At 68.7% G+C, this 21,676-nt stretch carries 17 protein-coding genes, 1 pseudogene and 1 CRISPR repeat array; of the genes and pseudogenes, 5 read left to right on the top strand and 13 right to left on the bottom strand.

Features of this window, described 5'->3' with window-relative positions:
- Positions 1-929: 929 nt before the first annotated feature.
- From ACIGJO_RS35405 to ACIGJO_RS35390, 4 genes are all read right to left on the bottom strand, one after another.
- Positions 930-2,075, bottom strand: coding sequence for an acyl-CoA dehydrogenase family protein (locus ACIGJO_RS35405; protein WP_399965497.1), 1,146 nt, complete (start codon positions 2,073-2,075; stop codon positions 930-932).
- A gap of 74 nt (positions 2,076-2,149) precedes the next feature.
- Complete coding sequence (locus tag ACIGJO_RS35400) at positions 2,150-3,715, bottom strand: amino acid adenylation domain-containing protein (protein ID WP_399965495.1); 1,566 nt, start codon at positions 3,713-3,715, stop codon at positions 2,150-2,152.
- Positions 3,705-3,965: an acyl carrier protein gene (locus tag ACIGJO_RS35395; protein WP_399965492.1), complete on the bottom strand. Its 261-nt coding sequence runs from the start codon at positions 3,963-3,965 to the stop codon at positions 3,705-3,707. The genes ACIGJO_RS35400 and ACIGJO_RS35395 overlap by 11 nt, the downstream gene beginning before the upstream one ends.
- A complete protein-coding gene (locus tag ACIGJO_RS35390; RefSeq protein ID WP_399965490.1) occupies positions 3,958-4,920 on the bottom strand; it encodes a 3-oxoacyl-ACP synthase III family protein in 963 nt (320 codons plus the stop codon). The genes ACIGJO_RS35395 and ACIGJO_RS35390 overlap by 8 nt, the downstream gene beginning before the upstream one ends.
- Positions 4,921-6,061: 1,141 nt before the next feature.
- On the opposite strand from ACIGJO_RS35390, the gene ACIGJO_RS35385 reads away from it, so the two are divergent.
- The 3 genes from ACIGJO_RS35385 to ACIGJO_RS35375 all read left to right on the top strand — a co-directional run bounded on the left by ACIGJO_RS35385 (position 6,062) and on the right by ACIGJO_RS35375 (position 8,899).
- On the top strand, positions 6,062-6,898 hold the full coding sequence (locus ACIGJO_RS35385; RefSeq protein WP_399965488.1) for a hypothetical protein: 837 nt from the start codon (positions 6,062-6,064) through the stop codon (positions 6,896-6,898).
- 114 nt (positions 6,899-7,012) lie between these two features.
- On the top strand, positions 7,013-7,543 hold the full coding sequence (locus tag ACIGJO_RS35380) for a carboxymuconolactone decarboxylase family protein (protein ID WP_399965486.1): 531 nt from the start codon (positions 7,013-7,015) through the stop codon (positions 7,541-7,543).
- An 81-nt stretch (positions 7,544-7,624) separates the two neighbouring features.
- The gene (locus tag ACIGJO_RS35375) at positions 7,625-8,899 is read left to right on the top strand and encodes an MFS transporter (protein WP_399965484.1); all 1,275 of its coding nucleotides are present in this window, start codon (positions 7,625-7,627) and stop codon (positions 8,897-8,899) included.
- Between the two features lie 221 nt (positions 8,900-9,120).
- Here ACIGJO_RS35375 and ACIGJO_RS35370 read toward each other — a convergent pair.
- Positions 9,121-9,683 (bottom strand): annotated as a pseudogene (locus ACIGJO_RS35370) (alpha/beta hydrolase); the annotation flags it as partial.
- 264 nt (positions 9,684-9,947) lie between these two features.
- Positions 9,948-10,922: a helix-turn-helix transcriptional regulator gene (locus ACIGJO_RS35365; protein WP_399965482.1), complete on the bottom strand. Its 975-nt coding sequence runs from the start codon at positions 10,920-10,922 to the stop codon at positions 9,948-9,950.
- 115 nt (positions 10,923-11,037) lie between these two features.
- On the opposite strand from ACIGJO_RS35365, the gene ACIGJO_RS35360 reads away from it, so the two are divergent.
- The gene (locus tag ACIGJO_RS35360) at positions 11,038-12,000 is read left to right on the top strand and encodes a phytanoyl-CoA dioxygenase family protein (RefSeq protein WP_399965480.1); all 963 of its coding nucleotides are present in this window, start codon (positions 11,038-11,040) and stop codon (positions 11,998-12,000) included.
- A gap of 314 nt (positions 12,001-12,314) precedes the next feature.
- Here ACIGJO_RS35360 and ACIGJO_RS35355 read toward each other — a convergent pair whose 3' ends face one another.
- The 7 genes from ACIGJO_RS35355 to ACIGJO_RS35325 form a co-directional block, all read right to left on the bottom strand.
- The gene (locus ACIGJO_RS35355) at positions 12,315-13,121 is read right to left on the bottom strand and encodes an SDR family NAD(P)-dependent oxidoreductase (RefSeq protein WP_399965476.1); all 807 of its coding nucleotides are present in this window, start codon (positions 13,119-13,121) and stop codon (positions 12,315-12,317) included.
- Between the two features lie 46 nt (positions 13,122-13,167).
- Positions 13,168-13,857: a GntR family transcriptional regulator gene (locus tag ACIGJO_RS35350; protein WP_399965474.1), complete on the bottom strand. Its 690-nt coding sequence runs from the start codon at positions 13,855-13,857 to the stop codon at positions 13,168-13,170.
- A gap of 70 nt (positions 13,858-13,927) precedes the next feature.
- Positions 13,928-14,716, bottom strand: coding sequence for an acetoacetate decarboxylase family protein (locus ACIGJO_RS35345; RefSeq protein WP_399965471.1), 789 nt, complete (start codon positions 14,714-14,716; stop codon positions 13,928-13,930).
- Positions 14,717-14,837: 121 nt separating this feature from the next.
- On the bottom strand, positions 14,838-15,590 hold the full coding sequence (locus tag ACIGJO_RS35340; RefSeq protein ID WP_399965469.1) for an amino acid ABC transporter ATP-binding protein: 753 nt from the start codon (positions 15,588-15,590) through the stop codon (positions 14,838-14,840).
- Between the two features lie 3 nt (positions 15,591-15,593).
- Complete coding sequence (locus tag ACIGJO_RS35335; RefSeq protein ID WP_399965467.1) at positions 15,594-16,694, bottom strand: amino acid ABC transporter permease; 1,101 nt, start codon at positions 16,692-16,694, stop codon at positions 15,594-15,596.
- 2 nt (positions 16,695-16,696) lie between these two features.
- A complete protein-coding gene (locus tag ACIGJO_RS35330; protein WP_399965465.1) occupies positions 16,697-17,569 on the bottom strand; it encodes an ABC transporter substrate-binding protein in 873 nt (290 codons plus the stop codon).
- A 1,428-nt stretch (positions 17,570-18,997) separates the two neighbouring features.
- On the bottom strand, positions 18,998-19,798 hold the full coding sequence (locus tag ACIGJO_RS35325) for an alpha/beta fold hydrolase (RefSeq protein ID WP_399965499.1): 801 nt from the start codon (positions 19,796-19,798) through the stop codon (positions 18,998-19,000).
- Between the two features lie 236 nt (positions 19,799-20,034).
- Here ACIGJO_RS35325 and ACIGJO_RS35320 point away from each other — a divergent pair, with 236 nt between their 5' ends.
- Positions 20,035-20,331, top strand: a complete 297-nt coding sequence (locus ACIGJO_RS35320) for a hypothetical protein (RefSeq protein ID WP_399965463.1) — start codon at positions 20,035-20,037, stop codon at positions 20,329-20,331.
- A gap of 144 nt (positions 20,332-20,475) precedes the next feature.
- Positions 20,476-21,480: a CRISPR direct-repeat array (repeat unit 29 nt; unit sequence GTCGTCCCCGCGCACGCGGGGTTGTTCCC).
- Positions 21,481-21,676: the final 196 nt, after the last annotated feature.

Below are 21,676 nucleotides of genomic sequence, written 5' to 3'. Positions count from 1 at the left end.
CCGGGAACACCACTGGCCACACGCCTGGGTTTCTGATGGCCACCAGCCTGGGCCTCCAACGGCCACCCACCTGGGCATCTCAATGACCGTTGACACTTGGTGCCAGAAAGCGCTGGTCAGCGTATGCGGCGCGCTGGGGGCGTTTGCTGGCGCCGTCACCGTGTGGACCCGCCGCAGTGGTGGGTGCGGCACTTCGCCACCCCTTCGCCACCCCATGTGCGCAGGAGAAACAGCCCATGCCCCGGAAGCCCGGCCACCCGTGCCCGGTCTCTGGGTGCCCGAGTTGACCACGGGCGGCCGTTGTGCGGACCACGGGTGTGAAGCGGCCGAGCAGCGCATGACGCGAGGGACGAGCGCGTACGGCCGGGGTTGACCACGCCTCCGCCGCCTTCCGCCACCCTCCTGACCAGGCTGGTCGACCGGCTCCCGTCCCCGGCCTCCCGTTGCCGAACTGGTCACCCCGGCGTTCTGCCGTCGTACCGGGCGTCTGGCCACCGCCCAGGAAACCGGCCTCGCGCGTGTCGGGCAGACGAACGGCGACCTGCTGCCCCACGCCCGTACGCGTACAGCCTGGGGCCAGCGCCTCACCCGCCTGCCTCCCGCCCGGCTCACCGACGACATCAACGGCTCCTGGTCGCCTCTGCCACACCCGCGCTGCGCTCCGACCTCGGGTGCCGTTCAACGACAAGGGGCCCTCACCCACGGATCTCGTGGGTGAGGGCCTTTGTCATCTCCGGTAGCCGTCTCCGGGCCGCGCCACCCAGGAGGTGCGGGTGGCACGGCCCGGCCGAACAGCTGACGGCGTTCGGCCGGGTTGAGCAGGTGCACGGCCGTCCGGCCTGAGTCGGCTGATGAGGCGGACGACTGACGTCGCGTGGCTCTGTTCCGCATGGGGAGGTGTACCTCGCCGGGCTTCGGTGAGGTCTTGGTCAGAGGCCGAGATGGGTCGCGATGAGGTTGCGCTGGATGTCGGACGTTCCTGAATAGAGCACGGACGCGACCGAGTTCCGCATATGCCGTTCGGATTCCGTTCCGGTGAGGTAGCCTCGGCCCCCCTGGATCCTCAGAGCGTCGACGGACAATTTCAGATAGGCCTCGGATACGAAAAGTTTCGCGCTGGCCGAAGCGAGTGCGATGCTTTTCCCGGCGTCCTTGAGCGCACCGACGCGGTGTGTGAGTTCGCGAGCGGCGTCCAGCGTGACTTTCATATCTGCGATGCGGTGGGAGACCGCCTGGTTCTTTCCGATCGGGCGCCCGAACTGCTTTCTGGTACGGGCGTGCTCGATGGACTGCTCCAGTTCACGCTGCATGGTGCCCAGAGCGGTGGCGAGTATGCAGCCTCGTTCGTATTCCATCGCGCCGTCGAAGACGCTGACACCACGTCCCGGTCTGCCGAGAACGGCGTCCGCGGGGACACGGCAGTCCTTCAGCGTGATGCGCCCCATGAGGGCTGTGCGCATTCCCATCTTTTCCACCGGGGCGCTTCTGTGAAGTCCCGGCGTACGGGCGTCGACCAGAAACGCGGTCACGCCCAGGGCTCCCAGTGCCGGGTCCACCGTCGCGTACACGACGAAGAGGTCGGCCACGGGCGCGTTGGTGATGTAGCTCTTCGTCCCGTTCAGGACGTAGCTGTCGCCGTCCTTCGTCGCCAGGGTGCGCATGGCGTACACGTCCGACCCGGCCTCGTCCTCGGTCGACGCGTTCGCACCGATGGATGATCCCTGCATCAGCATCGGCAGGTACCGGGCTCGCTGCGCCGGTGTCCCGTGGACGGACAGGGGCAGGACCACCGTCCACAGGTGGGCGTTGAGCGCGAACAGGAGCCCTTGGTCCTCCGTCCCGTGCCCCAGTCCTTCCATGACGGCGAGGAGATCGCCCAGAGGCGCACCCGTACCGCCGTGGTCCACGGGGACGGGCATCCTCAGAAGTCCGTAGTCCGCGCACTGTTTCCAGCCGGCCCGGTCGAACTCCCCGCTCGCATCGCGTTCGGCGATGTCGGTGCTCAGGACCTCTCGGGCGAATCGATCCGCGCCTTGATAGAGAGCTGAGCGATGGTCGCCCCATCCACTCCACATAGCCACCCCTGCGTTCACTGAATCGTGTCCTCCCTCTCGTTCGTGGGGACTGGCGGTCGAGGTCCTTCCCGCGGTCATCCGCGTATCGCTTCGGGGACGTGGCACCGACTGCTCAGCTCCTGGTAGTCCGTCTTTCCGGTCGATGTACGGGGGAGCTCGTCCAGGAACTGGAAGTCGTCGGGCACCATGTAGCGGGCGAGCCGGCTGTGGCAGTACTGGCGCAGCTCGATGCTGGTGGGCACGGTGCCGGGCGCCACGATGAAGGCGGTGATGGTGACGTCGCCGGGCACTCCGGTACTGACGACCGCCGCTTCGGCGAGCACGTCGTTGCGCCGGAGGCTGTGTTCGATCTCGTCCAGTTCGATGCGGTGGCCGTGGCGTTTGACCATACGGTCAGCGCGTCCGAGGAACACGTAGCCCTCCGGCGTCGCGCGGACGATGTCGCCGGTGTTGTACCAGCGGCGCCCCCCGTACCGGAACGTGCGTTCCGCGGTCCGCGCGGGCATGTTCCAGTAGGACGGGTAGACCGAGGGGCCGGCGACGCTCAGGAACCCCGACTGTCCGGGGGAAACGGGCTCCAGCTCCTCGTTCACGACGATGATGTCGCAGTGGGAACAGGCATGGCCGATGGTCAGGGGCGCCGTGCGGGAGGCCGGGATCTGTTCGGGGACCTGGTAATAGGTGCACACGTTCGTCTCGGTCGGGCCGTACAGGTTGTAGTAACGGGGGGTGGGCCAGAGGTGCAGGAGGCGCCGCAGCTTGTCGATCGGGAAGACCTCGCCGGCGAACAGGACGAGTCTGAGCCCGTTCTGCGGGAATCTCTCCGGTCTGGGTGATTCGGCGATCATTCCCAGGATCGCGGGGGCCGAGTACCAGACGGTGATACCGGACTCCGCGATGAACGCGGGAAGGTGCCGGGGGCTGGCCGCCAGATCCGTGTCGATCAGGTGGACGCACGCGGCGTGTTTGACCGTCACGAAGAGATCGAAGACCGAGAGATCGAAGTGGAAGGGCGCGTGACTGGCGACCTCGTCGGTCTCCGTGATCCCGAACGTGGCCGACGCCCACTCGACGAAGGCCACGGCGTTCCGGTGAGTGATCATCACGCCCTTTGGCGTCCCGGTCGACCCCGAGGTGTAGAGCAGCGCCGCCAACCGGTCGGGGTCCTTCTCCGCGCGAGGGTAGCCGGGCTCCCCCGAAGCGTCCGCGTCCGGCCAGGAGCTTCTGGCGATCAGCGTGCGTGCGGTGAGCGAGGGGGCGGCCTCCTCCAGCCGCCCCGCGGACCGTTCGTCGGCCAGAATGACGCGCGCCCGGCAGTCCTCGAAGATGGTCGCGGCGCGCTGAGCGGATCCGTGCGCGTCGACCGGCACATAGGCCGCTCCGAGCCTGAGAATGCCGTGGATCATGGCCACGGACTGCACGCTCTTGGGCATCAGAAGCCCGACTCTGTCCCCCCGGCCGACACCCCGCTCGTGCAGGGCGGTCGCCACCCGGTCGACCTGCGCGGAGAACTCGCCGTAGGTCTGTGACCGCCCGTCCGGCCCGACGACGGCGCGGTTGAGCGGCGAACGTTCGGCGGCGGCATCGAGGTACTCCGCGAGGTCGGCCTCCTCGAACGCCTGCGCGAGGTCATCGCTCATCAGGCTGCGCCTGCCGATCCTTCACGTACTGCGTCAGGTGGGCGACGGTCGTGAAGTGCAGCCGGGGGTCCTGGAGCGCCACGTCTATACCGAATTCGTCCTCGATGAACGTCACCAGCTGCATGGTGGCGAGCGAGTTCAGCACCCCCGACTCGCGCAGGTTCACGTCGTCGGACAGGTCGTCCTCACTGCCGCCCTTGAGGATCTCCTTGATGATGAAGGAGCGGATCTGGTCGCGTACCTCAGCCATGGTTGCCTCCAAGGGAGTTCAGAGTGGTGGTCGCCCCGGCCGGTGCCGGGCCGAGGAGTACCGAGGGCCAGCGGAAGACGGCGGCTCCCGCCTCCGCCTGGCCTCCGAAGGTGTAGAGCAGCACGCGGTCGCCCGGCTTGATGCGGCCTTCGACCGCGGCGAGGTGGGTGTTCACCGGCATCAGGGCGGGCCCGATGTTGGCCACGCTGGGGAAGGTGTTCACCACGCGGTCCGGATCCACGCCCAGGGTGTCGGCGCTGAACCGTGCGTGCCAGGCGGTGGGGGTGTTCGGTACCACCACGTCGATTTCGTCGATCTTCAGCCCAGCGGCTTCGAGCGCGCCCTCGACGGTCCCCAGCAGATACGGTTTCGCGGTGGCGCGCAGGACGTGCGTGATGGTCGGATCGACCCGCAGACGGATACGGCGGCCCCCCGCGGTGGTTCCCGCGGGCTCGTCGACGGTGTCCAGCAGCCAGGTGCCGCACGTCTCGCCCGTCTGCAGCGTCTTGGAACCCAGCAGCCCGTAGCCCTCGTCCACGGGGCCGACCAGGAAGGCCGCCGCGGCGTCTCCGCAGAGCCGCGCCGTGACGTCGTCCGCGTCGATCGCCCGCGAGAGCATGGAGGCGACGACCACCAAGACCCGTTCCTTGAGCCCCGACTGCACCAGCGAACTGGCCGTCAGCAGCGCGGACATGGAACCGGAGCAGGTCGCCTCCAGACTGAACGCGCCACCGCCCGTGCCCAGGGCCTGGGCGAGGTAGCCGGCGTCCCCCGCCCCGACCCGGTCGGGGAACATGGACACCGAGATCAGGCCGTCCACGTCACCGGCCGCGATGTTCGCGGTCTCCAGCACACTGCGGGCGGCTTTGATGCCCAGCGAAACCGATCCCTCTCCGGGATCGGCTATTCGACGCTCGACGCTCCCGAAAAACGGATCGTCGATGTACGGCTGCATTGCGGCATCGAATAAGTTTCGCGGTCTCGGTCCGGACGGCTGCGTGGGCTGCGGGTTTTCCACGGAAGCGGAATCCGCACCCCACCATTTATTGGTGCGCGCTGTGTCCGGCAGATGAACGGATAGGGCCTGTATTCCAACGGAACGCATAACCACCCTCCTGGGTATTTGGCGCCCTCACACTAACAGCCCCATCGTCACGCCCGGAGCGGCACGAGGTTGATTTTCAGGCCAACTGTACGGGTCAATAGGAAGACACACACGTCACTTGAGTTCCCTCACGCCTCTCGCGTTACCACTGTTAAAACCTCGTAAAATGTCCGAGGAGTAAGGGTGGCCAGAATTCCTCTCGGGCCACCTCGGGAAATGCCAATCTTTTCGAGAGACACGCTTGCCCGGTGACTGAATAGGAGCTTTCTCGGCCCTGTTATCGGCCATGGGCACGTCCGGGCGGGTACCCCACGGTCAAGATCCTCGCGATGGCCAGGAATCGGGCACGCCCGAGCGACTGCTCACCCTCGCAGTCGGGGAGATCCACTCCACCCGCCGGGGGCCGGACGCCGTCGTCCGCCACGTCCGCGGTTGCGCCTCGGTGATCCGCCGGTTCCCAGGACAGGGTCCCCCGCCCGGATCGAAGGCCTCCGCGAGAACAGCCCCCGGCCGTGAGGCAGTTCGCCGACGCATTCACCAGCGACACCGCTGCCGTCATCGCCGACCTCTCCCGCGCCCGGGGCCAAGGCCGGGCCGGGGCCACGCACACGCGTCGACTGCTCGACCGAACCGGATACGGCCGGACGTCGGCACCTGACCGACTCCGGGGTGCCCGACTCGTCGAGCACCCCGCCACCCCCGGCCGGAGACCACGAACACCTGACCGTTCAGGCTTCGCCCGCCGGCCGAGGCTCCGCACATCCCTGGCGTTCCGGATGACGTCCCGCCCCGCCCCGCCCCTCCAGCACCTGAACGCGGGCAGCGTCGTACGGGTTCGCGGCACCGTACGGATTCGCGGCGTCACTCATCGAGCCCTCCCTCCCCCCTCGCGGGAATACCCCCCAGGGGTATACGGTTATGGCAGGTGTCCCGGATACGGACACCGTCGGCACACGCATCACACGGCACGCATCACACAGGTGGAGACACGATGAAAAGCAATTCGCCCCACGACATGACCAGCCATGGCGGCCACGGCGGAGCCCGTCCCGGCGGGCTGTCGGTCTCCGAGAACGGGTACACCCTGGAATTCGACTCGACGATCCTCTCCACCGGTGCGCGGGCGGCCACCTTCCGGGTGACCGGTCCCGATGGACGGCCGGTGACCGAGTTCGTGCCCGAGCACGAGAAGGAACTGCACTTCATCGCCGTCCGGCGCGACACGACCGGGTTCCAGCACGTGCACCCGGTGATGGACGAGAAGGGCACCTGGAGCGTCGGGCTGACCCTGCAGCCGGGAGACTGGAGGTTCTTCGCCGACATCCACCCGGCCGGCCACCACGCGACCATGACGCTGGGGATCGACGCCTCGGTCGCCGGGCAGTACGACCCGCAGCCGCTTCCCGAGGACACCCGCACCGCTCACGTCGGCGAGTACACCGTCGCTCTCGACGGCGAACTCGTGCCCGGCGAGGCGAGCGACCTGTCGCTCACCGTCAGCCGGAACGGGCGGCCCGTCACCGACCTGCAGCCCTACCTGGGCGCGTACGGGCACCTGGTCGCGCTACGGGTCGGCGACCTGGGCTACCTCCACGTCCACCCGGAGGGCGAGCCCGGTGACGGCACCACCGAGCCGGGGCCCGGAATCACCTTCATGGCCGCCGCGCCGTCGGGCGGCACCTACCGCCTCTACCTGGACTTCCAGCACAACGACGTCGTACGGACGGCCGAGTTCACGGTGCGGACCGCCGCGGCCACCCGCCGCTCGGACGCGGAAGCCCCGGCCGCACCCGGGCACACGGGCCACGGCGAGCACGCACACCACTGACCGCGTGAACGTCACTGTGCCCCACTGCCACGACCCACGGCGCGGTCACGTGACGCTCGCCCCGTCGAGCGTCCCGCCGCCCCCGGTACAGCCTCCGCATCGGAAGGACCCGTCATGCCCCGCCTGACCCGGCTCACACCCGACACAGCGGTCGGCGCCTCGCGCGACCTCCTCACCGAGCTGGCCTCCCGCCACGGCCGGATCGGCGACATGGTCTCCACGATGGCGCACTCGCCCGCTGTTCTGAGCGGCTATCTGCAGCTCAGCCGGGCCATGGGACGAGCCGGACTCAAACGTAGGACCAGCGAACGGATCTCGATCGCCCTCCAGGTGGTGCAGGGCTGCGGGCTGTGTCTCGACGCGCATGTCAGCGCTGCCCGTGCGATGGGAGTGGACGAGGACGAGATCGAGCGGGCCCGCGCGGGCACCTCGGCCGATCCCGCGATCGCGGCGATCATCGTCCTCGCCCTCCAGGTCTACCGCGATCCGACGTCGATCACCGACGAACAGGTCACCGCGTTGCGCGAGCACGGCTACAGCGACCGCGCGATAGCCGACGTCGTCGGCGTCGTCGCACTCAACGTCCTCACCGGCTCCTTCAATCTGCTCGCCGGCCTCGCACCGGAGGCCGACGACGGTGTGTAGAGACATCCCCGCCTGCCACTGCGGGGCACGGCCTCCGCCCCGAGGCCGGGCCCCTCCGCACGGACATGGAAGGAACACGCCATGCGCCTGTTCGCCATCCGCGACTACCGCCACCTCTTCAGCGCCCAGATCATCGCCCTGTTCGGTACCGGGCTGACAACCGTGGCCCTCGGACTGCTCGCCTACGACCTCGCCGGCCCGCGGGCCGGCACGGTCCTCGGCACCGCCCTGACCGTCAAGATGGTCATGTACGTGGTCATTGCTCCCCTCACCGCCGCCTACGTCGACCGCATCCCCAGAAGAACCCTCCTGGTCCTCCTCGACGTGGTGCGCGGCGCAGTGGTCCTGGCACTGCCGCTCGTCACCGAGGTCTGGCACATCTACGTCCTGATCGGCCTGCTCCAAGCCGCGTCCGCGGCGTTCACCCCGACGTTCCAGGCCGTCATCCCCGACATCGTCACCGATGGGTCCGACTACACGCGCGCGCTGTCCGCCTCCCAGGTCGCCTCCACCATGGAGAGCCTGCTCAGCCCCGTACTGGCGGCGGTCGCCCTGGCGTTCATGAGCTTCGACCGGCTGTTCCTGGGAACCTCCGCCGGATTCCTGCTCTCCGCCCTTCTCGTCCTGTCGACGCGCGTCCCGGACGCCCGTCCCAGTCCCCACACCAGGGCATGGGACAAGGCGGCATCAGGGATCAGGACCTTCCTCAGGACACCACGGCTGCGCGGCATCATGGCACTCAACCTCGTGGTCGCGGCGGCAGGGTCGATCGTCGTCGTCAACACCGTCAACTACGTCCGTGACGAGCTCGACGGCTCGCAGTCGGACGTCGCCTGGATGCTCGCCGCCTCCGGCAGCGGAACCCTCCTGGCCGCCCTCGCGCTGCCCCGCGTACTCGACCGGATCAGCGCCCGCAGCGTCATGGTGACCGGCGCCGGAGTGCTCGTCGGCGCCACGATCGCCGCAGTGGCTCTCACCGCGGCCGGCCTGACCACCTGGACCGGTACGGCGATCGTCTGGACCGTGATCGGCATCGGCATGGCGCTGATCATCACACCGACCGGCAGCGTCCTGCGGGCCTCCGTCGGACCGAACGCGATCCCCGAGACCTTCGCGGCCCAGTTCTCGCTGTCGCACCTGGCCTGGCTGATCACCTACCCCATCGCGGGTTGGCTCGGTACGAACGCCGGCTTCACTGCCACCTGGTCCGCCCTCGCGGCCCTCGCCGGGGCGGGCGCCATCGGCGCTCTCCTCCTGTGGCCACGCCACGACGGACGGCAGGTCGTGACCGGAACGACGGCACTCGGCCGGCCCGCACCCCGGACGGACAGGTCCACCTTGTCCAAGGCCGCGTAGAACGCTCCGCCGGATTGCGGCGCACACGCTCTTGTCCGACAACGCGGTGCTCATCGGGCTGTACCTGACCGTCCGGCCCGGTGGGACCGTGGCACTCGTCGGTTCGTCCGGAGCCGGGAAGCAGCCCCGCGCGCACCTCCTGGCCCAATACCGGGACCTTCTCGACGGGCCGTCGAGAAGGTCCCGGAGGACCGTTCGGACCCCGTCCGCGTGACCTGCCCGAGGGGGAACCGCGCGCGGCGGTCCGTGTGGCAGGCCTCCTCGCGCAGGATGCCCGGCACGAATCCCCCGGCGAACAAAGCGGCGGCCGAGATGCGCGGTTCGGCCACCGCCGGCCGGATGCCCGACGGCGGTCCACCCGTCGTACCCGACCGGGCCGCCGATCCCGGGCAGCGAAAGGAGGGCGTCCAGAGTGGTCCGCCATTCCGGGACCGCCCTTTCGACCAGTGGGACGATGAAGGCGCCGACGAACTCGTCGACCGGCTCGCCGGCCAGTACCGCCCGGCGGAGGTCGGCTCGGCCCTGCTCATCGGCGGCGGGAACGGGGCCGGTCGCCGTGTCCGGGGGCATCGATGGCCGCCACCGCGAAGCCGTACTCCGCCGCGTAGTGCCGGGCCCGTGCCATCAGCCGGGGAAGCCGCATGGACAGGCCGCCGTTGTGGCCGATCAGGATCAGCGGGGCCGGTGCGGATCCGGACGTCCACAGGATGCCGGGGATCTCGCCGAGGGTGAACGCGCGTTCCAGTACACCGTCGTCGAGGCGCTGTTCGGAGGTGAATCGCATGGTCGTGCCTTTCGGGAGTGCTCCTGGACGGCGCTCCCGGACGACCTATCGTCCGACCGCGACCCCGGAGGGGAGCACCCATGTCGATACTGCGTTCACGGGTACCACCTCCTCGTTCTCTCGCACGGCCCCGGAATCTGGCAGTGGTCGCCGAGGTCCACCCACAGGTTTCCGCGGGGGCTCCATGGCCGGGTGCCACGCAGCCACTCACCCAGAGCCAAGGCCCAGCCCTCGGTCCGCCGGCCCGGCGCGCCCCGGGGCCGTTCAGGAAGCCGCCGGCCCGGCCGAGCTGCCGCGCCGCCGGTCCTCGGCCTGGGCGACGACCCTGGCCAGGGCGGTGAGCCCGCGGCGGGCGACCGGGTCCGGGCGGAAGGAGGATCCGCCGCCCCCTCCGGCATCTTCCCCGCCTGCCCCGGCCCGGTACTCCCGCGGCGGGACCCCGTACTCGGCGCGGAAACGCCGCGAGAGGTGGTAGGGGCTGGCGTAGCCGCAGCTGTGGGCCACCGCGGCCAAGGTCAGATTGGAGCGGGTCAGCAGCTCGGCGACCCGCGACAGCCGGACCATCTCGAAGGCCTTCACCGGCCCCTCGCCGAACCGTTGCCGGAACACCCGGCCCAGCTGGCGTTCCGAGAGGCCGGCGGCCGCGGCGAGCTGTTCGAGCCGCACCACCCCAGGGCTGCCGTCCCGGCACCACTGGGCGGCCACCGCTTCTGCCGCGTCCAGCACCGCTGCGGGCAACCGGAGATCCTCGGCGGTACCGGGCAGTGGCCCGTCCAGCATGATCTCCAGCAGCAGCTCCAGCACCCGGCCCGCCCGCTCCGGCCATTCCGACGGACCCGAGCCGGGGGCCAGAGCCAGGAGGTACTGAGCAAGGGCACGCTGGGGGTCGCGATCGGTCAGCTCCCGCAGCAACGGCCGGGCGCCGATCCGGGCGGCGAGGTCCGGATCGGTTATCCGGAAGTGCAGATAGCCGTGGCGGGTGGGGCCGTTCCGGGACCAGTCGAAGACGTCCGGCGGGCCGGGCGGCAGCAACAGCAGGCGACCCGGTTCCAGGCTGACCCGGACGGGGCCGCGCTGCCACTCCGCGCCACCGCTCAGCACCCACACCAGCTCCCACTCGGCCAGCCGCCGCGGTCCGAAGGCGGCACCGGGCGGGTAGTCGGCCAGTCCACCGAAGAGCACCGTGAGCCGGGACTCGTCCCGGTGGCGGTCGAGGGGTGCGGTCGATGCGGGCGGCATTCCCCGATTGTGTCAGGCGCGGCGGTGTCGCACGGGGCTCCATGTCCGGATCGGTCATCCCCCAGGCGCTATGGGGCATGGACCTCCGTCGGCCGGCCATCGGATGCTGCTGTGTATGACGACAGCCTCCCGCGACCAGCACATCGCCCCTCCCGGATCCATCCCGCGCGCCGGCTCCCCCGCCGATCCGGCCCGCTACGACCTGTCGCAGTACGCCGAGAACGGCTTCGCCGTGCTCCCCGGCGTCCTGGACGAGGACGGCATCCGCGAGCTGCGCGCCGAGGCGGCAGCCGTCTGCCGCGGCGAGCGTGGCGCCTTGCCCGGAGTTCTCGACCACGCGCATGAACCGCAACTGCTCGACGTCGCCTCCGACCCCCGGCCCCCGGAGGAGCGCGACGCGGACACGATGCGGGGCTTCCTCTGCATCCACCAGCCGCACAAGGTCTCGTCCGTCCTGCGCTCCGCCCTCTCCCTCCCGACGCTGGTACCCGCTCTCACGGACGTGATCGGGCCGGACGTCAAGGCCATGCAGTCGATGCTGTTCATCAAGTCCGAGGGGAAACCCGGGCAGGCCTGGCACCAGGACGAGTACTTCATACCCACCCGGGACCGCTCACTGACCGCCGCCTGGATCGCCCTGGACGATGCCACCGTCCGCAACGGGTGTCTCTGGGTACTGCCCGGCTCCCACCGACGCGGCATCATCTACCCGGCCCGCGCACAGCAGGACGCCCGCTTCGACTGCTCCGACGAGGCGTACGCCTTCCCGTACCGGGACGAGGACGCGGTCCCCGTGGAGGTCCCCGCCGGCACCGTCGTCCTCTTCAACGGCTATCTGCTGCACCGCTCGCTGCCCAACTCGGCGGAGCGGGGCTTCCGCCGGGCCCTGGTCAACCACTACATGTCCGCCTCGTCCCTGCTGCCGTGGGGCGCTCTGCCCGAGGGGGAATGGGTGGCCCGGCACGACTACCGGGACATCGTGCTCGTCGCCGGGAGCGATCCGTACGCCTGGAAGGGCACGGCGGACCTCACGTCCGCGCATGTACGCCCCAGCGGTGAAGGCGGGTGCGGGACCTGACGGGTACGAACGGTACGAACGGTGTGCAGGCGATCCACGGACCGCAGGCAATGTGCCGGCACTGGTGCTGCCGGGGCCGATCGCCGCGCAGGGGCGAGCCGCCGCGACCGGCTCGCCCCTGAGCAGCACGCGGCCTCGCCGGGCGCCGAAGGTGAGGGGTCGATCGGGCCCGGGGGCGTACCCACCGGTAGTGCCGGTCCCGCTCCACAGGCATCCACCGAGTCCCGGTCGAACGTGCCGCCGACTCCCGGGACCGCACCCAGGTCCTGGGAGCCGACGTCCGGCCGCGGGCGCCGCGGTCCGGCGACGCACTGCTACATCGCCACCACCCAGCCGCCGTCGACCGTCAGCGTATGACCGGTCACGTACGCGGACGCGGCCGAGGCCAGGTAGACCACGGCACCACCGAGATCACCGGGCTCGCCGATGCGACCGAGCGGGATGTGGGTGTCCACGAGCCGGTGTTCCTCCGCTCGGTCGGGCAGGAGGTCCGTGGTCATGGCGGTACGCATATAGCCGGGTGCGATGGCGTTGACCCTGATGCCGTACCGCCCCCATTCGTAGGCCATGTTCTTGGTGACCTGGACAACGGCGGCTTTGGACGCGTCGTACACGGAGGAGCGTTCACCGTCGACCACGAGGCCGCCGATGGAGGCGAGGTTGATTATCCGTCCGCCGCCACGCTCCCGCATGGCACGCGCCGCGCGTTGCGCGGTGAAGTAGGTGCCGCGCAGGTTGACGGAGAGCATGGTGTCGAACTCTCCGGAGGTGGCCTCCAGAGCGCTGTTGCGCAGAGAGATGCCCGCGTTGTTGACCAGGATGTCCGGGCTGTCCCCGCATGCCTCCAAGGCGTCGAACGCCGCATCGATGCTGCTCGATTCCGCGGCGTCGAGTTTCAGTGGGGAACAGTCGATGGCGTTCTCCCTGAGGGACGCGCACGTCTCCTCGGCAGCCTCGGGGTCGAGGTCGGAGACGATGATTCGGGCGCCCGCCGTGCCCAGTGCCAGGCACTGGGCACGGCCCAGTCCGCCGGCGGCACCGGTGACCAGGGCGGTCTGTCCGGCCAGTGAGAAGCAACTGAACGGGGCAACGGAGGGGAAGGTGGTGTGATCGGCCGGCATGGAACAGCACTCCTCACAGTGGGCCGGGCGAGACGGTGGGAGCTGGCTACAGCCCGTAGTCGGTCAGGATCCGCACGACCTTCTGGGAGTCGTGCAGTACGTGGTCGCGGATGAGCGCGGAGGCTGCCTCGGCGTCCTGCCGGATGATGGCCTGGGCCAGCGGCCGGTGGTCGACGGCGGTACCGCCGGGAGACTTCACGACCTTCGAGCAGAAGTACCACTGCCGCAGCGCGAGGTTGAAGTGGATCTCGGCGGTGGCCGAAAGGTCCTCGTTGCGGGTCATCGCGTACATCGCCCGGTGGAACGTGGCGTCCAGGTCGATGCACTCCTGGAGGTTGGTGGTCTCCGCCTGCCGCTCGGCGAGTGCCAGCAGGTGCTCCTTCTCCGCGTCCGACCCCCTGCGGCAGGCCAGAGTCGCGGCGAGCCCTTCGAGTTCCAGCCTGAGCTCGGTCACGGACCGGGAGTTCTTGAGGGCGATGTCGGTGGCGTAGGTTCCGCTGCGGGGGTAGACCACCACGAGCCGCTCGAAGGTGAGTCTTCTGATCGCCTCGCGCACGGGCGTTGTCCCGAAGCCGAGGCTGCTGCGCAGTTCCGGCTCGCTGAGTCGTTCCCCGGGCATGATCTCGCAGAGCACGAGGCGCGAGCACAAGGTGTTGTAGGCCGAGGCGCTGAGCAGATTCGGAGCGGATGCCTCGCCGTCGGCCGTTGAATCGCCGACGACTGTTACAGAACGCACCGGGCGACCTCTCTGTGTCTGGGCGTCAACGGCAGGACCGTTGACGCTGTGGAAGGTGGCTGTGAGCAGGCTACGCGTTCACCACCGGGGCAGCGCCGGACGCCCCTGGGCCATCCGCGAGCAGATCGTCGATCACGGTGGATATGCCGTTCTCGACGGTGCAGGCGTAGTCGCCGACGGAGTATTCCCCGCCGAGGACTTCCACGAGCTTGAGCTCGACGCCGTTGACGGCGAGGGTCGGGGACAGCTCGACCTCGGCCGGGCCGAAGGTCTTGTGCTTGAGGACGAAGTCCTTGGAGGTGTCGCGCGAGATGATCTCGAAGGTCTTGAAACCCGGCCCGTTCGCCTCGGGGAGCGCGTGGACCTGAAGGTGCGGATACAGGCGCATGTCCGACCAGGAATCAGCGGAGTACCCGTCCTGGGCCGACATCGCGATGCGGAAGATCTGGGAACCCGCGCGCGTGACCGTCCCGCGGGCGCCGCTCTCGCCGTCCGTCAGCTCGATCTCGGCGTACTGCTTGGGGTATCCCCAGACCTCGCGGCCGAAGGCCACGCTCCAGTGCTGGTCCTCGAACTCGAAGAAGTAGGTCACCGCCGTCGTGTCCTTGTAGCGGACCGGGATGACGACTCCGGAATCGTAGAAGGCGCCCGGGGTCGCGTTGCCGAAGTCCGCGATCTGGACGACGAACCGGTCGTCGGCCGGCTCGAACGGAGTCGGCTCCAGGAGGGAGGCGAGGTTGGCGGCGTCTCCCCGGCAGTAGACCGAGAGCGTGCGGAGGTTCTGCGACGAGTACGGCTGGTCGCCACCGGGGTAGCCGAGGTACTTGAAGAAGTTCTTCACGTCATAGTTCTGAGACATCGTCAACTCCTGTGTGGAATGGGGTTTTTGGTGCGAACTTTGGCGTACGTGACAGGCGGCCCGTATGCCTCCCGCTACGGGAGAGCCCGGAACGGCGCGGCAGAGCCTGCCGGCAGGAGCGCTAGTTTCTTCCCGCTTCGTGAATCCGCCGGAGGAACGTCTTCAGTTCGGGTGTGCTCGGCTCGTTGAAGATCTGTTCGGGCGGTCCCTGCTCAAGGATGGTTCCCTTGTGCAGGAAACAGAGCTGGGAGGAGATCTCCCTGGCGAAGGGCAGCTCATGAGTGGTCATCATCATGGTGATGCCGTCGTCCGCGAGTTCACGGACCAGGTTGAGCACCTCGATCACCAGCTCCGGGTCGAGGGCCGAGGTGATCTCGTCCAGCAGCAGTACCTCGGGGCGCATCAGCATGGCACGCGCGATCGCCACGCGCTGCTGCTGTCCGCCCGAGAGCTGATCGGGATAGGCATCCGCTTTGTCCTTGAGCCCCACGCGTTCGAGCATGGCGCGCGCGTCGGCCTCCGCCCGGGCCTTCGAAGCCACCCCTGCGCGGACCGGTGTGAGGGTGCAGTTCCGCAGGACTGTCATGTGCGGGAAGAGGTTGAAGCTCTGGAACACGATCCCGACTCTGCGGCGCAGCCTGACCAGATCGACCCCGTCGCCGGAGACGACGTCGCCGTTGAGCAGGATCTGTCCGCCCTGAATCGGTTCGAGTCCGTTGACGCAGCGCAGGAGGGTCGACTTCCCCGACCCGGACGCCCCGATGAGGGTGACGACCTTGTTGCGTTCGACGCCGAGGTCGACACGGTCGAGGACTGTGGTGCCGCCGTACTTCTTGGTGACCTGCTCCAGGGCCACGTGTGCGGTTGTCGTCATGGTTCAGGCTCTCTTCAGCTTTGTCCCGGAACGGGCCAGCAGGTAGTCGACGAAGCGGGTCTGCGGGATGGTGACGAGAACGAAGACGAAGCACACGGCGGTCACCGCGGAGAGGTTGAAGTCATTGGCGGAGTAGATCTTCGCCTGGCTGAAGGCGTCGATGATGCCGACGACGATGACCAGCGCCGTGTCCTTCTGCAGCCCGATGAACTGGCTGAGCATGGGGGCGGCGATGTTCCGGGACATCTGCGGCAGGATGACGAACCTGAGGACGTCCGGCTGCGAGAGGCCCATGGAGAGCGCCGCCGAGGTCTGCCCCGGATTGATGGACTCGATGCCGGCGCGGAAGAGCTCGGCGTTGTAGGCGCTGTAGGTGAGCGCCAGGGCCGCGATGGCGTAGACGATCGGATCACCCTCGCTGAGTACGGGCACCTCGGTCAGGGGAAGACCGAAGCAGACCAGGTAGATCAGCACCACGGACGGGATGCCGCGGAATACGTCGATGTACGCGATCGCCAGCACCCGAACCGGCCAGAAACCCTTGCCCGGCAGTAGCCGTGCCACGGCGAGAGCCAGTCCGAAGAGCATGGCCAGGATCTGCGCGCCGACGGCGATCTCGATGTTGATGACGAGGGCCTTGAAGACGTCTCCCAGGCTCTCCGTCATGAACGACACGTTGAAGAAGGTCTTCCGCACCGCACCGTCGTTGGTGAGGACGAGCAGGCCGACGACTGCCACGACGGCAACGAAGCCTGTCAGGCCCAACGAGGACACCGACGCGTTCCTGGAACGGGCGGCCGCGATGCGCGACTCGGTGTAGCGCTTGGCCTCCCACTCCTCGTCCGAGAGCCTGCTGCGCCGGTAGGCCAGCAGGAGCGGGCCGCCGAGGACGACCACCGGCAGCACGACACCGAACACGAGCCGGGGCGTCTGTCCGGAAGTGAGGGTTCCGGCGAACTGGTAGCACAGCACCGCGGCCAGCAGGGCGAGGACCGCGGCCCCGCCGAGATACCCCGAGGCGGGCAGCGGACGAGCCGGGACGAAGCCCTCCTCGTCGGGTGCGGGTCTGCCGGTGGAGTCCTTGTGGAGCGTTCGGGCGGCCATGGTCAGGCACTCCAGTCGGGGAGCGCCTGCGGGTCGCCGCCGAGGATCGGATTGAGCCACTTATCCATGATCGACTTCAAGGTGCCGTCCTTCTCCATGTCGGCGAGGATCTCGTTCACCACCTCGACGTTCGGCGATCCCTTGAGGAACAGCGGGGCGACATCGCCGCCGACCGGATACCTGCCGATGACTTCGAGCTTTCCGTCGGACTTGGCGGCGCGGGGCATGACGGTCGCGGTGTCGTTCAGCGCGGCGTCGAGCTGGCCGGCGAGCAGGGCGTTGAAGAGGTCGTCGTTGGAGCTGAACACCCGGACCTGCTTGGGCTTCAGGGTGTCGTTGGCGAACTTCAGCTGGAGTGATCCGGCCAGAACTCCGACCGTCGAGTTCTTGATGGTGGACGGGGAGAGTCCCGAACCGCTCTTGGTGAGGACGCCGGTCTCGTAGGTGTTGTAGCGGGTGGAAAAGTCCACGGCCTTGCGCCGTTCCGGAGTGACGAGGATGTCCCACACCGCGAAGTCGAAGTTCGACGACTTGGCTGTCACCAGCGCCTCGAAGGAGGCGTTGACCAGGGTGATCTTCTTGAGACCCGCCCGGTTGGCGATCTCCGCGTCGAGGCAGTACATGTAGCCGCCGTCGATGGTTTCCAAGGTGTTGCCCCGGTATCCCGCGGGGAAGGGCAGCGAGGCGGCGACGGTGAGTTCACCCGCCTTCTTCGTCTTGAGCTCGTGGATCCGGGGGCTCTTGGTGACCTCACAGTCCCCGAACGGTTTCGCCCGATGCGCGGAGTCCGCTCCGGTCCCGCCGGAACAGGCTGTGAGCACGGCGAGGGCGGTGGCAATGACCACGGCGCCGCTGATTCTCAGTGACTTCTTCATGTGCGACCTCTGGGGAGAATGACCTCGGAGTGCGAGGAGAGGAGCAGCCCGAGTCCACGCCATGCGCTGCCGCGTGAACCCTGGAACATCATTGATATTTCAGTGATGTGGGACGCACGTTATACGCGAGGGTGCATTTTTGGCCATACCTTTCGCGCACGGGGATGTGAAGCGGCGTCGCGGACGGACGGCCCGCCGTGAGCCGTGCGTCCCCCCTTCCTCCCGGCAACCGGACCAACCGGACCCACTGCCGCCGAAAGTTCGCCGCCGCATGGCAAAGCCCTGAACACGGTGATGGCCGGCCTGCGGCGGCGGGCTGGGCGGGGGCGGTGGCTGGGACGTGGCCGCGGCCGGGGCCGGGCGGTGACGGTGGCCGGGCCGGGGACCGTGGCCGGGCGGTGGCCGTGGACTGTGGCCGATCGACGGGATCCGGCCGCCCACCGGTCAGGCCTCTGCCTCCTGGCGGCATTCGTTCCTGCCGAGTCCCGTCCGATCGAACTCTCGACGGGGCTCACAGCGGCTCAGACCGGGCAGGCCTGCTGTCGCCCGGCCCGGTCTGCGTGGTCGGCCGTGGTCGCTTCAGTGAGCCGATCGAGGCGTTCGTACGGGGCGCACTCCGTCAGGGCACGTTCTGGACGCCGCGCACGCTGCCCGACAGCGACGCGGCAGGTCTGCGTTCCCGCTCGCGCAAGGACGATCTCGGCGCGCGCTTCGGATTTGCTGCTCGTCGGCAGTTGGTCGGCTTGGCGGTGGCGGTAGACGTCGGCGGCGACGGTGGACGTCGATGGCAGCGACGGTGGACGTCGGTAACGGTCGCGTGGGCGTGGCCAGTCAGCTGGAGGGGGCGATCCGTTCGTGGGTGAACGGCCGGGGCGACGGGGACAACGCCCGGGAGGCCCCAGCCCAGCGGGACGGGGCACCCTCAAGGCATCCTCGAATCCGGCTACGCCTGCTCCACGCCATTCACCACGAGCGGCGGCATCCCCGCCGTCCTGACCCGGCCCATGGACGCTGCCGACGTCGTCGAAGCCCGCAGCGCGTACCGTTCCGACGGCACCCGCCACCTGGGCACCGATGCCCTGCACTCCCGGCCCCCGGGCCAGAAGTCATCGTTCCGCACCGGCCAGAGCTTCAACCTCGGTGGAACCAGGGACGGCTGCCAACTGGCGGGCTCCAACGTGGCGTACCAGCGAATGCTGCACCCGGGCACGCGCAGCTCCGCGTACATGACGGCCCTTGCGCGACGTACACGACGGCCGGGAGAACCTACCGGAAGAAGAGAACACCGTAGTCGGACGGTGGGGCCAACACCCCTCCAGAGCAGGGGCGTTGATATGAGTGTGTAGGCACATGGGACCCGCCTCTCCGGCTGATGGTCCGGCCAACGGCCCATGGGAATCGCAGCGGTCGCGGTGCCTGACCCACCAATCAGGCAAGCTGATCAAGGAAGTCTGAGAGCAACGCGCACAGTGCCCCTGGGTACTCCAAGTGCAGGTCGTGACCTGCCTCGGGGATACTGGCCGCCACGGTGGCGGGCCCTCGACGGAGCATGGCGTCGACTTCCGGTGGCGGGACGAAGCTGGACTGGGCCAGAACTATCAAGGTCGGACATGCGACCTGCTCCCACTCGTCCCAGAACGGGCGCTGCGCATTCTCTGCCAGCGAGCGGACCATCACGTCGCGATCAAAACGCGGCCACCAGCCGTCATCACGCTCTTCCAGACCGGCCGCCCATGCGTCACCGACGGGTCCGCCTCCGAGGAACCGGGCGGCCGCTTCGCGAGAGGTGAACGGCACCGGCCACGATGCGAGCCATCCGCCGACCTCGACGGGAACGCGCGGGTCCCCGGAACCTGGACCGGCCTCGACGAGCACGAGCGCGCGGACCCGGTCGGGATGTGCGGCAGCCGTGAGCATGGCAGTGTGTCCGCCCAGAGATTGACCGACCACGACAGGCCGTCGCAGCTCCAACTGATCGATGACAGTGACGGCATCAGCGACGTACGCAGCACGGGAGACGTCCTGCGGATGGCGTTCGCTGGCGCCGTGCCCGCGTTGGTCGACCGCGACGACCCGATACCGGGAAGTCAGGCGCTGGGCCGTCGCTTCCCACTCACCGGAGTGACCGGCCAGACCGTGCAGCAGCACGACGGGCGTGCCCGACCCGCCCCAGTCCCGGCACACAAGCCGCACGCCATCTCGCGTCACCGTCCGCTCGGACCAAGCCATGCGAATCTCCAAGAGAACCCGATGCCGATATTGCTCATGTCTCATGATCCCAGGTGTTCCGTGAGGGAGCCCGCGGTGCCCCGGGCCGGTCACGTCGAACGAACCGGGGTCCGGACAACGGCCCGGGATCGTCCTGGGCACCCCGAGGGGATCCGGGAGAACACGGAAACCCCTCCACAGCCAACTCACCAGGTACAGCGCGACGCCTTCACCGAGTTGGGTGTGGAATGGGCGGCATGAGTTCACAGGACGACGGACACGAAGCGCAGCTCGCGGCACCTGAGGTCAATGTCGAGCCCGATGGGCGCCTGACCGTTCCCGCGGAGCACGTCACCGCGCTCCTGCGGTCCATCGCCCGCTCCTGGCAAGCCGGCGCGCACGACGGCATCCCCATACTGGACACTGAAGACGGCCCAGAAATCAACCTGGATCCCGTGACAGTCCGCTCTCTCGCCGACGTCCTCGATAACATCGCCAACCAACTCGACGTCCAGTACATCCACATCACCACCCACACCACACAAACCGAGTAGCGGCAGATGAGCGAGTGAGTGAATGTCGCTGCGAGAGTGAAGTACTTCGATCGCCCCGAAAGGAGAAGAAAATCACCTATGTCGGAATTCGAAGAAGTAAGCAAAAACAGCCTCCTTCCTACCTAAACCCGCAGGTCAGCAACTGTCGTCCCCGCGCACGCGGGGTTGTTCCCGGCCGCCGGGCGATGGGCGGCCAGCGCCTGGGGTCGTCCCCGCGCACGCGGGGTTGTTCCCGATGGGCGGCACAACTAATACCGGACTCCTGGGTCGTCCCCGCGCACGCGGGGTTGTTCCCGGTGGTTCTGCACCATTCCAGAGTTGGTCTCGGTCGTCCCCGCGCACGCGGGGTTGTTCCCGAGGGGTTGCGGGGCTAGCCCCGCCGCGTCGCGTCGTCCCCGCGCACGCGGGGTTGTTCCCTCGTCGGTCAGGCGCATGAGGTGTGACGCCGCGTCGTCCCCGCGCACGCGGGGTTGTTCCCCAGATCGTCAACCTCGACCAACTCGGCGGGTCGTCGTCCCCGCGCACGCGGGGTTGTTCCCGCCGCAAGCCAGCAGAAGCGGGCCGCCGAGAAGTCGTCCCCGCGCACGCGGGGTTGTTCCCCGGTGGGTGACCTGACCTTTCATTCGCCGCTCGTCGTCCCCGCGCACGCGGGGTTGTTCCCGGCCGGGTCTGGTAGTTCCACCCCGGGGCGGCGTCGTCCCCGCGCACGCGGGGTTGTTCCCGGTGCAGCCCACTCCCGGTGCAACCCCTCCGGGTCGTCCCCGCGCACGCGGGGTTGTTCCCACCCGCAGTCCTTGGGAGCTGCGGGTGTTCACGTCGTCCCCGCGCACGCGGGGTTGTTCCCGTCCGCGTCAGCGCCGTGCGCTCCTCCGGGTCGTCGTCCCCGCGCACGCGGGGTTGTTCCCTCGCCCGGGTGGCCGCTGAAAAGCGGGCCCAGGTCGTCCCCGCGCACGCGGGGTTGTTCCCCCGGCACTGCATGAGTACTACCTACGCCAGGGGTCGTCCCCGCGCACGCGGGGTTGTTCCCCGGCTCGGCAAGGACATCCAGGCCCAGCACGGGTCGTCCCCGCGCACGCGGGGTTGTTCCCTGACGGTGCCTCTGGTGATGGGCCGTCTGGCGGTCGTCCCCGCGCACGCGGGGTTGTTCCCCTCCGCGACAGCGAGACCCCGCCGGAGACCTAGGCCGTGTATCGAAAGTGGATCTTGGGGCGTGAATGATCACGGTTCATGGGTCGGGGAGATCTCACGGACGAACAGTGGGCAACGCTGGAGGCGTTGTTGCCGAAGGGGACGAAGGCGGGGCGGCCGCCCGTCTGGCCTCGGCGGCGACTGATCGACGGCATAC

It is taken from the genome of Streptomyces sp. NPDC079020 (genome assembly GCF_044542225.1).
In the GTDB taxonomy this organism is placed as follows: Bacteria; Actinomycetota; Actinomycetes; order Streptomycetales; family Streptomycetaceae; genus Streptomyces.
Note: the sequence above shows the minus strand (reverse complement) of the source record. Positions and strands in the feature narration are given on the sequence as shown.

Coding starts and splice junctions, on each gene's coding strand:
- ACIGJO_RS35405 (WP_399965497.1), bottom strand. CDS start 2,075: ATGTGGAGTGGATGGGGCGACCATCGCTCAGCTCTCTATCAAGGCGCG.
- ACIGJO_RS35400 (WP_399965495.1), bottom strand. CDS start 3,715: ATGAGCGATGACCTCGCGCAGGCGTTCGAGGAGGCCGACCTCGCGGAG.
- ACIGJO_RS35395 (WP_399965492.1), bottom strand. CDS start 3,965: ATGGCTGAGGTACGCGACCAGATCCGCTCCTTCATCATCAAGGAGATC.
- ACIGJO_RS35390 (WP_399965490.1), bottom strand. CDS start 4,920: ATGCAGCCGTACATCGACGATCCGTTTTTCGGGAGCGTCGAGCGTCGA.
- ACIGJO_RS35385 (WP_399965488.1), top strand. CDS start 6,062: ATGAAAAGCAATTCGCCCCACGACATGACCAGCCATGGCGGCCACGGC.
- ACIGJO_RS35380 (WP_399965486.1), top strand. CDS start 7,013: ATGCCCCGCCTGACCCGGCTCACACCCGACACAGCGGTCGGCGCCTCG.
- ACIGJO_RS35375 (WP_399965484.1), top strand. CDS start 7,625: ATGCGCCTGTTCGCCATCCGCGACTACCGCCACCTCTTCAGCGCCCAG.
- ACIGJO_RS35365 (WP_399965482.1), bottom strand. CDS start 10,922: ATGCCGCCCGCATCGACCGCACCCCTCGACCGCCACCGGGACGAGTCC.
- ACIGJO_RS35360 (WP_399965480.1), top strand. CDS start 11,038: ATGACGACAGCCTCCCGCGACCAGCACATCGCCCCTCCCGGATCCATC.
- ACIGJO_RS35355 (WP_399965476.1), bottom strand. CDS start 13,121: ATGCCGGCCGATCACACCACCTTCCCCTCCGTTGCCCCGTTCAGTTGC.
- ACIGJO_RS35345 (WP_399965471.1), bottom strand. CDS start 14,716: ATGTCTCAGAACTATGACGTGAAGAACTTCTTCAAGTACCTCGGCTAC.
- ACIGJO_RS35340 (WP_399965469.1), bottom strand. CDS start 15,590: ATGACGACAACCGCACACGTGGCCCTGGAGCAGGTCACCAAGAAGTAC.
- ACIGJO_RS35335 (WP_399965467.1), bottom strand. CDS start 16,694: ATGGCCGCCCGAACGCTCCACAAGGACTCCACCGGCAGACCCGCACCC.
- ACIGJO_RS35330 (WP_399965465.1), bottom strand. CDS start 17,569: ATGAAGAAGTCACTGAGAATCAGCGGCGCCGTGGTCATTGCCACCGCC.
- ACIGJO_RS35325 (WP_399965499.1), bottom strand. CDS start 19,798: ATGGCTTGGTCCGAGCGGACGGTGACGCGAGATGGCGTGCGGCTTGTG.
- ACIGJO_RS35320 (WP_399965463.1), top strand. CDS start 20,035: ATGAGTTCACAGGACGACGGACACGAAGCGCAGCTCGCGGCACCTGAG.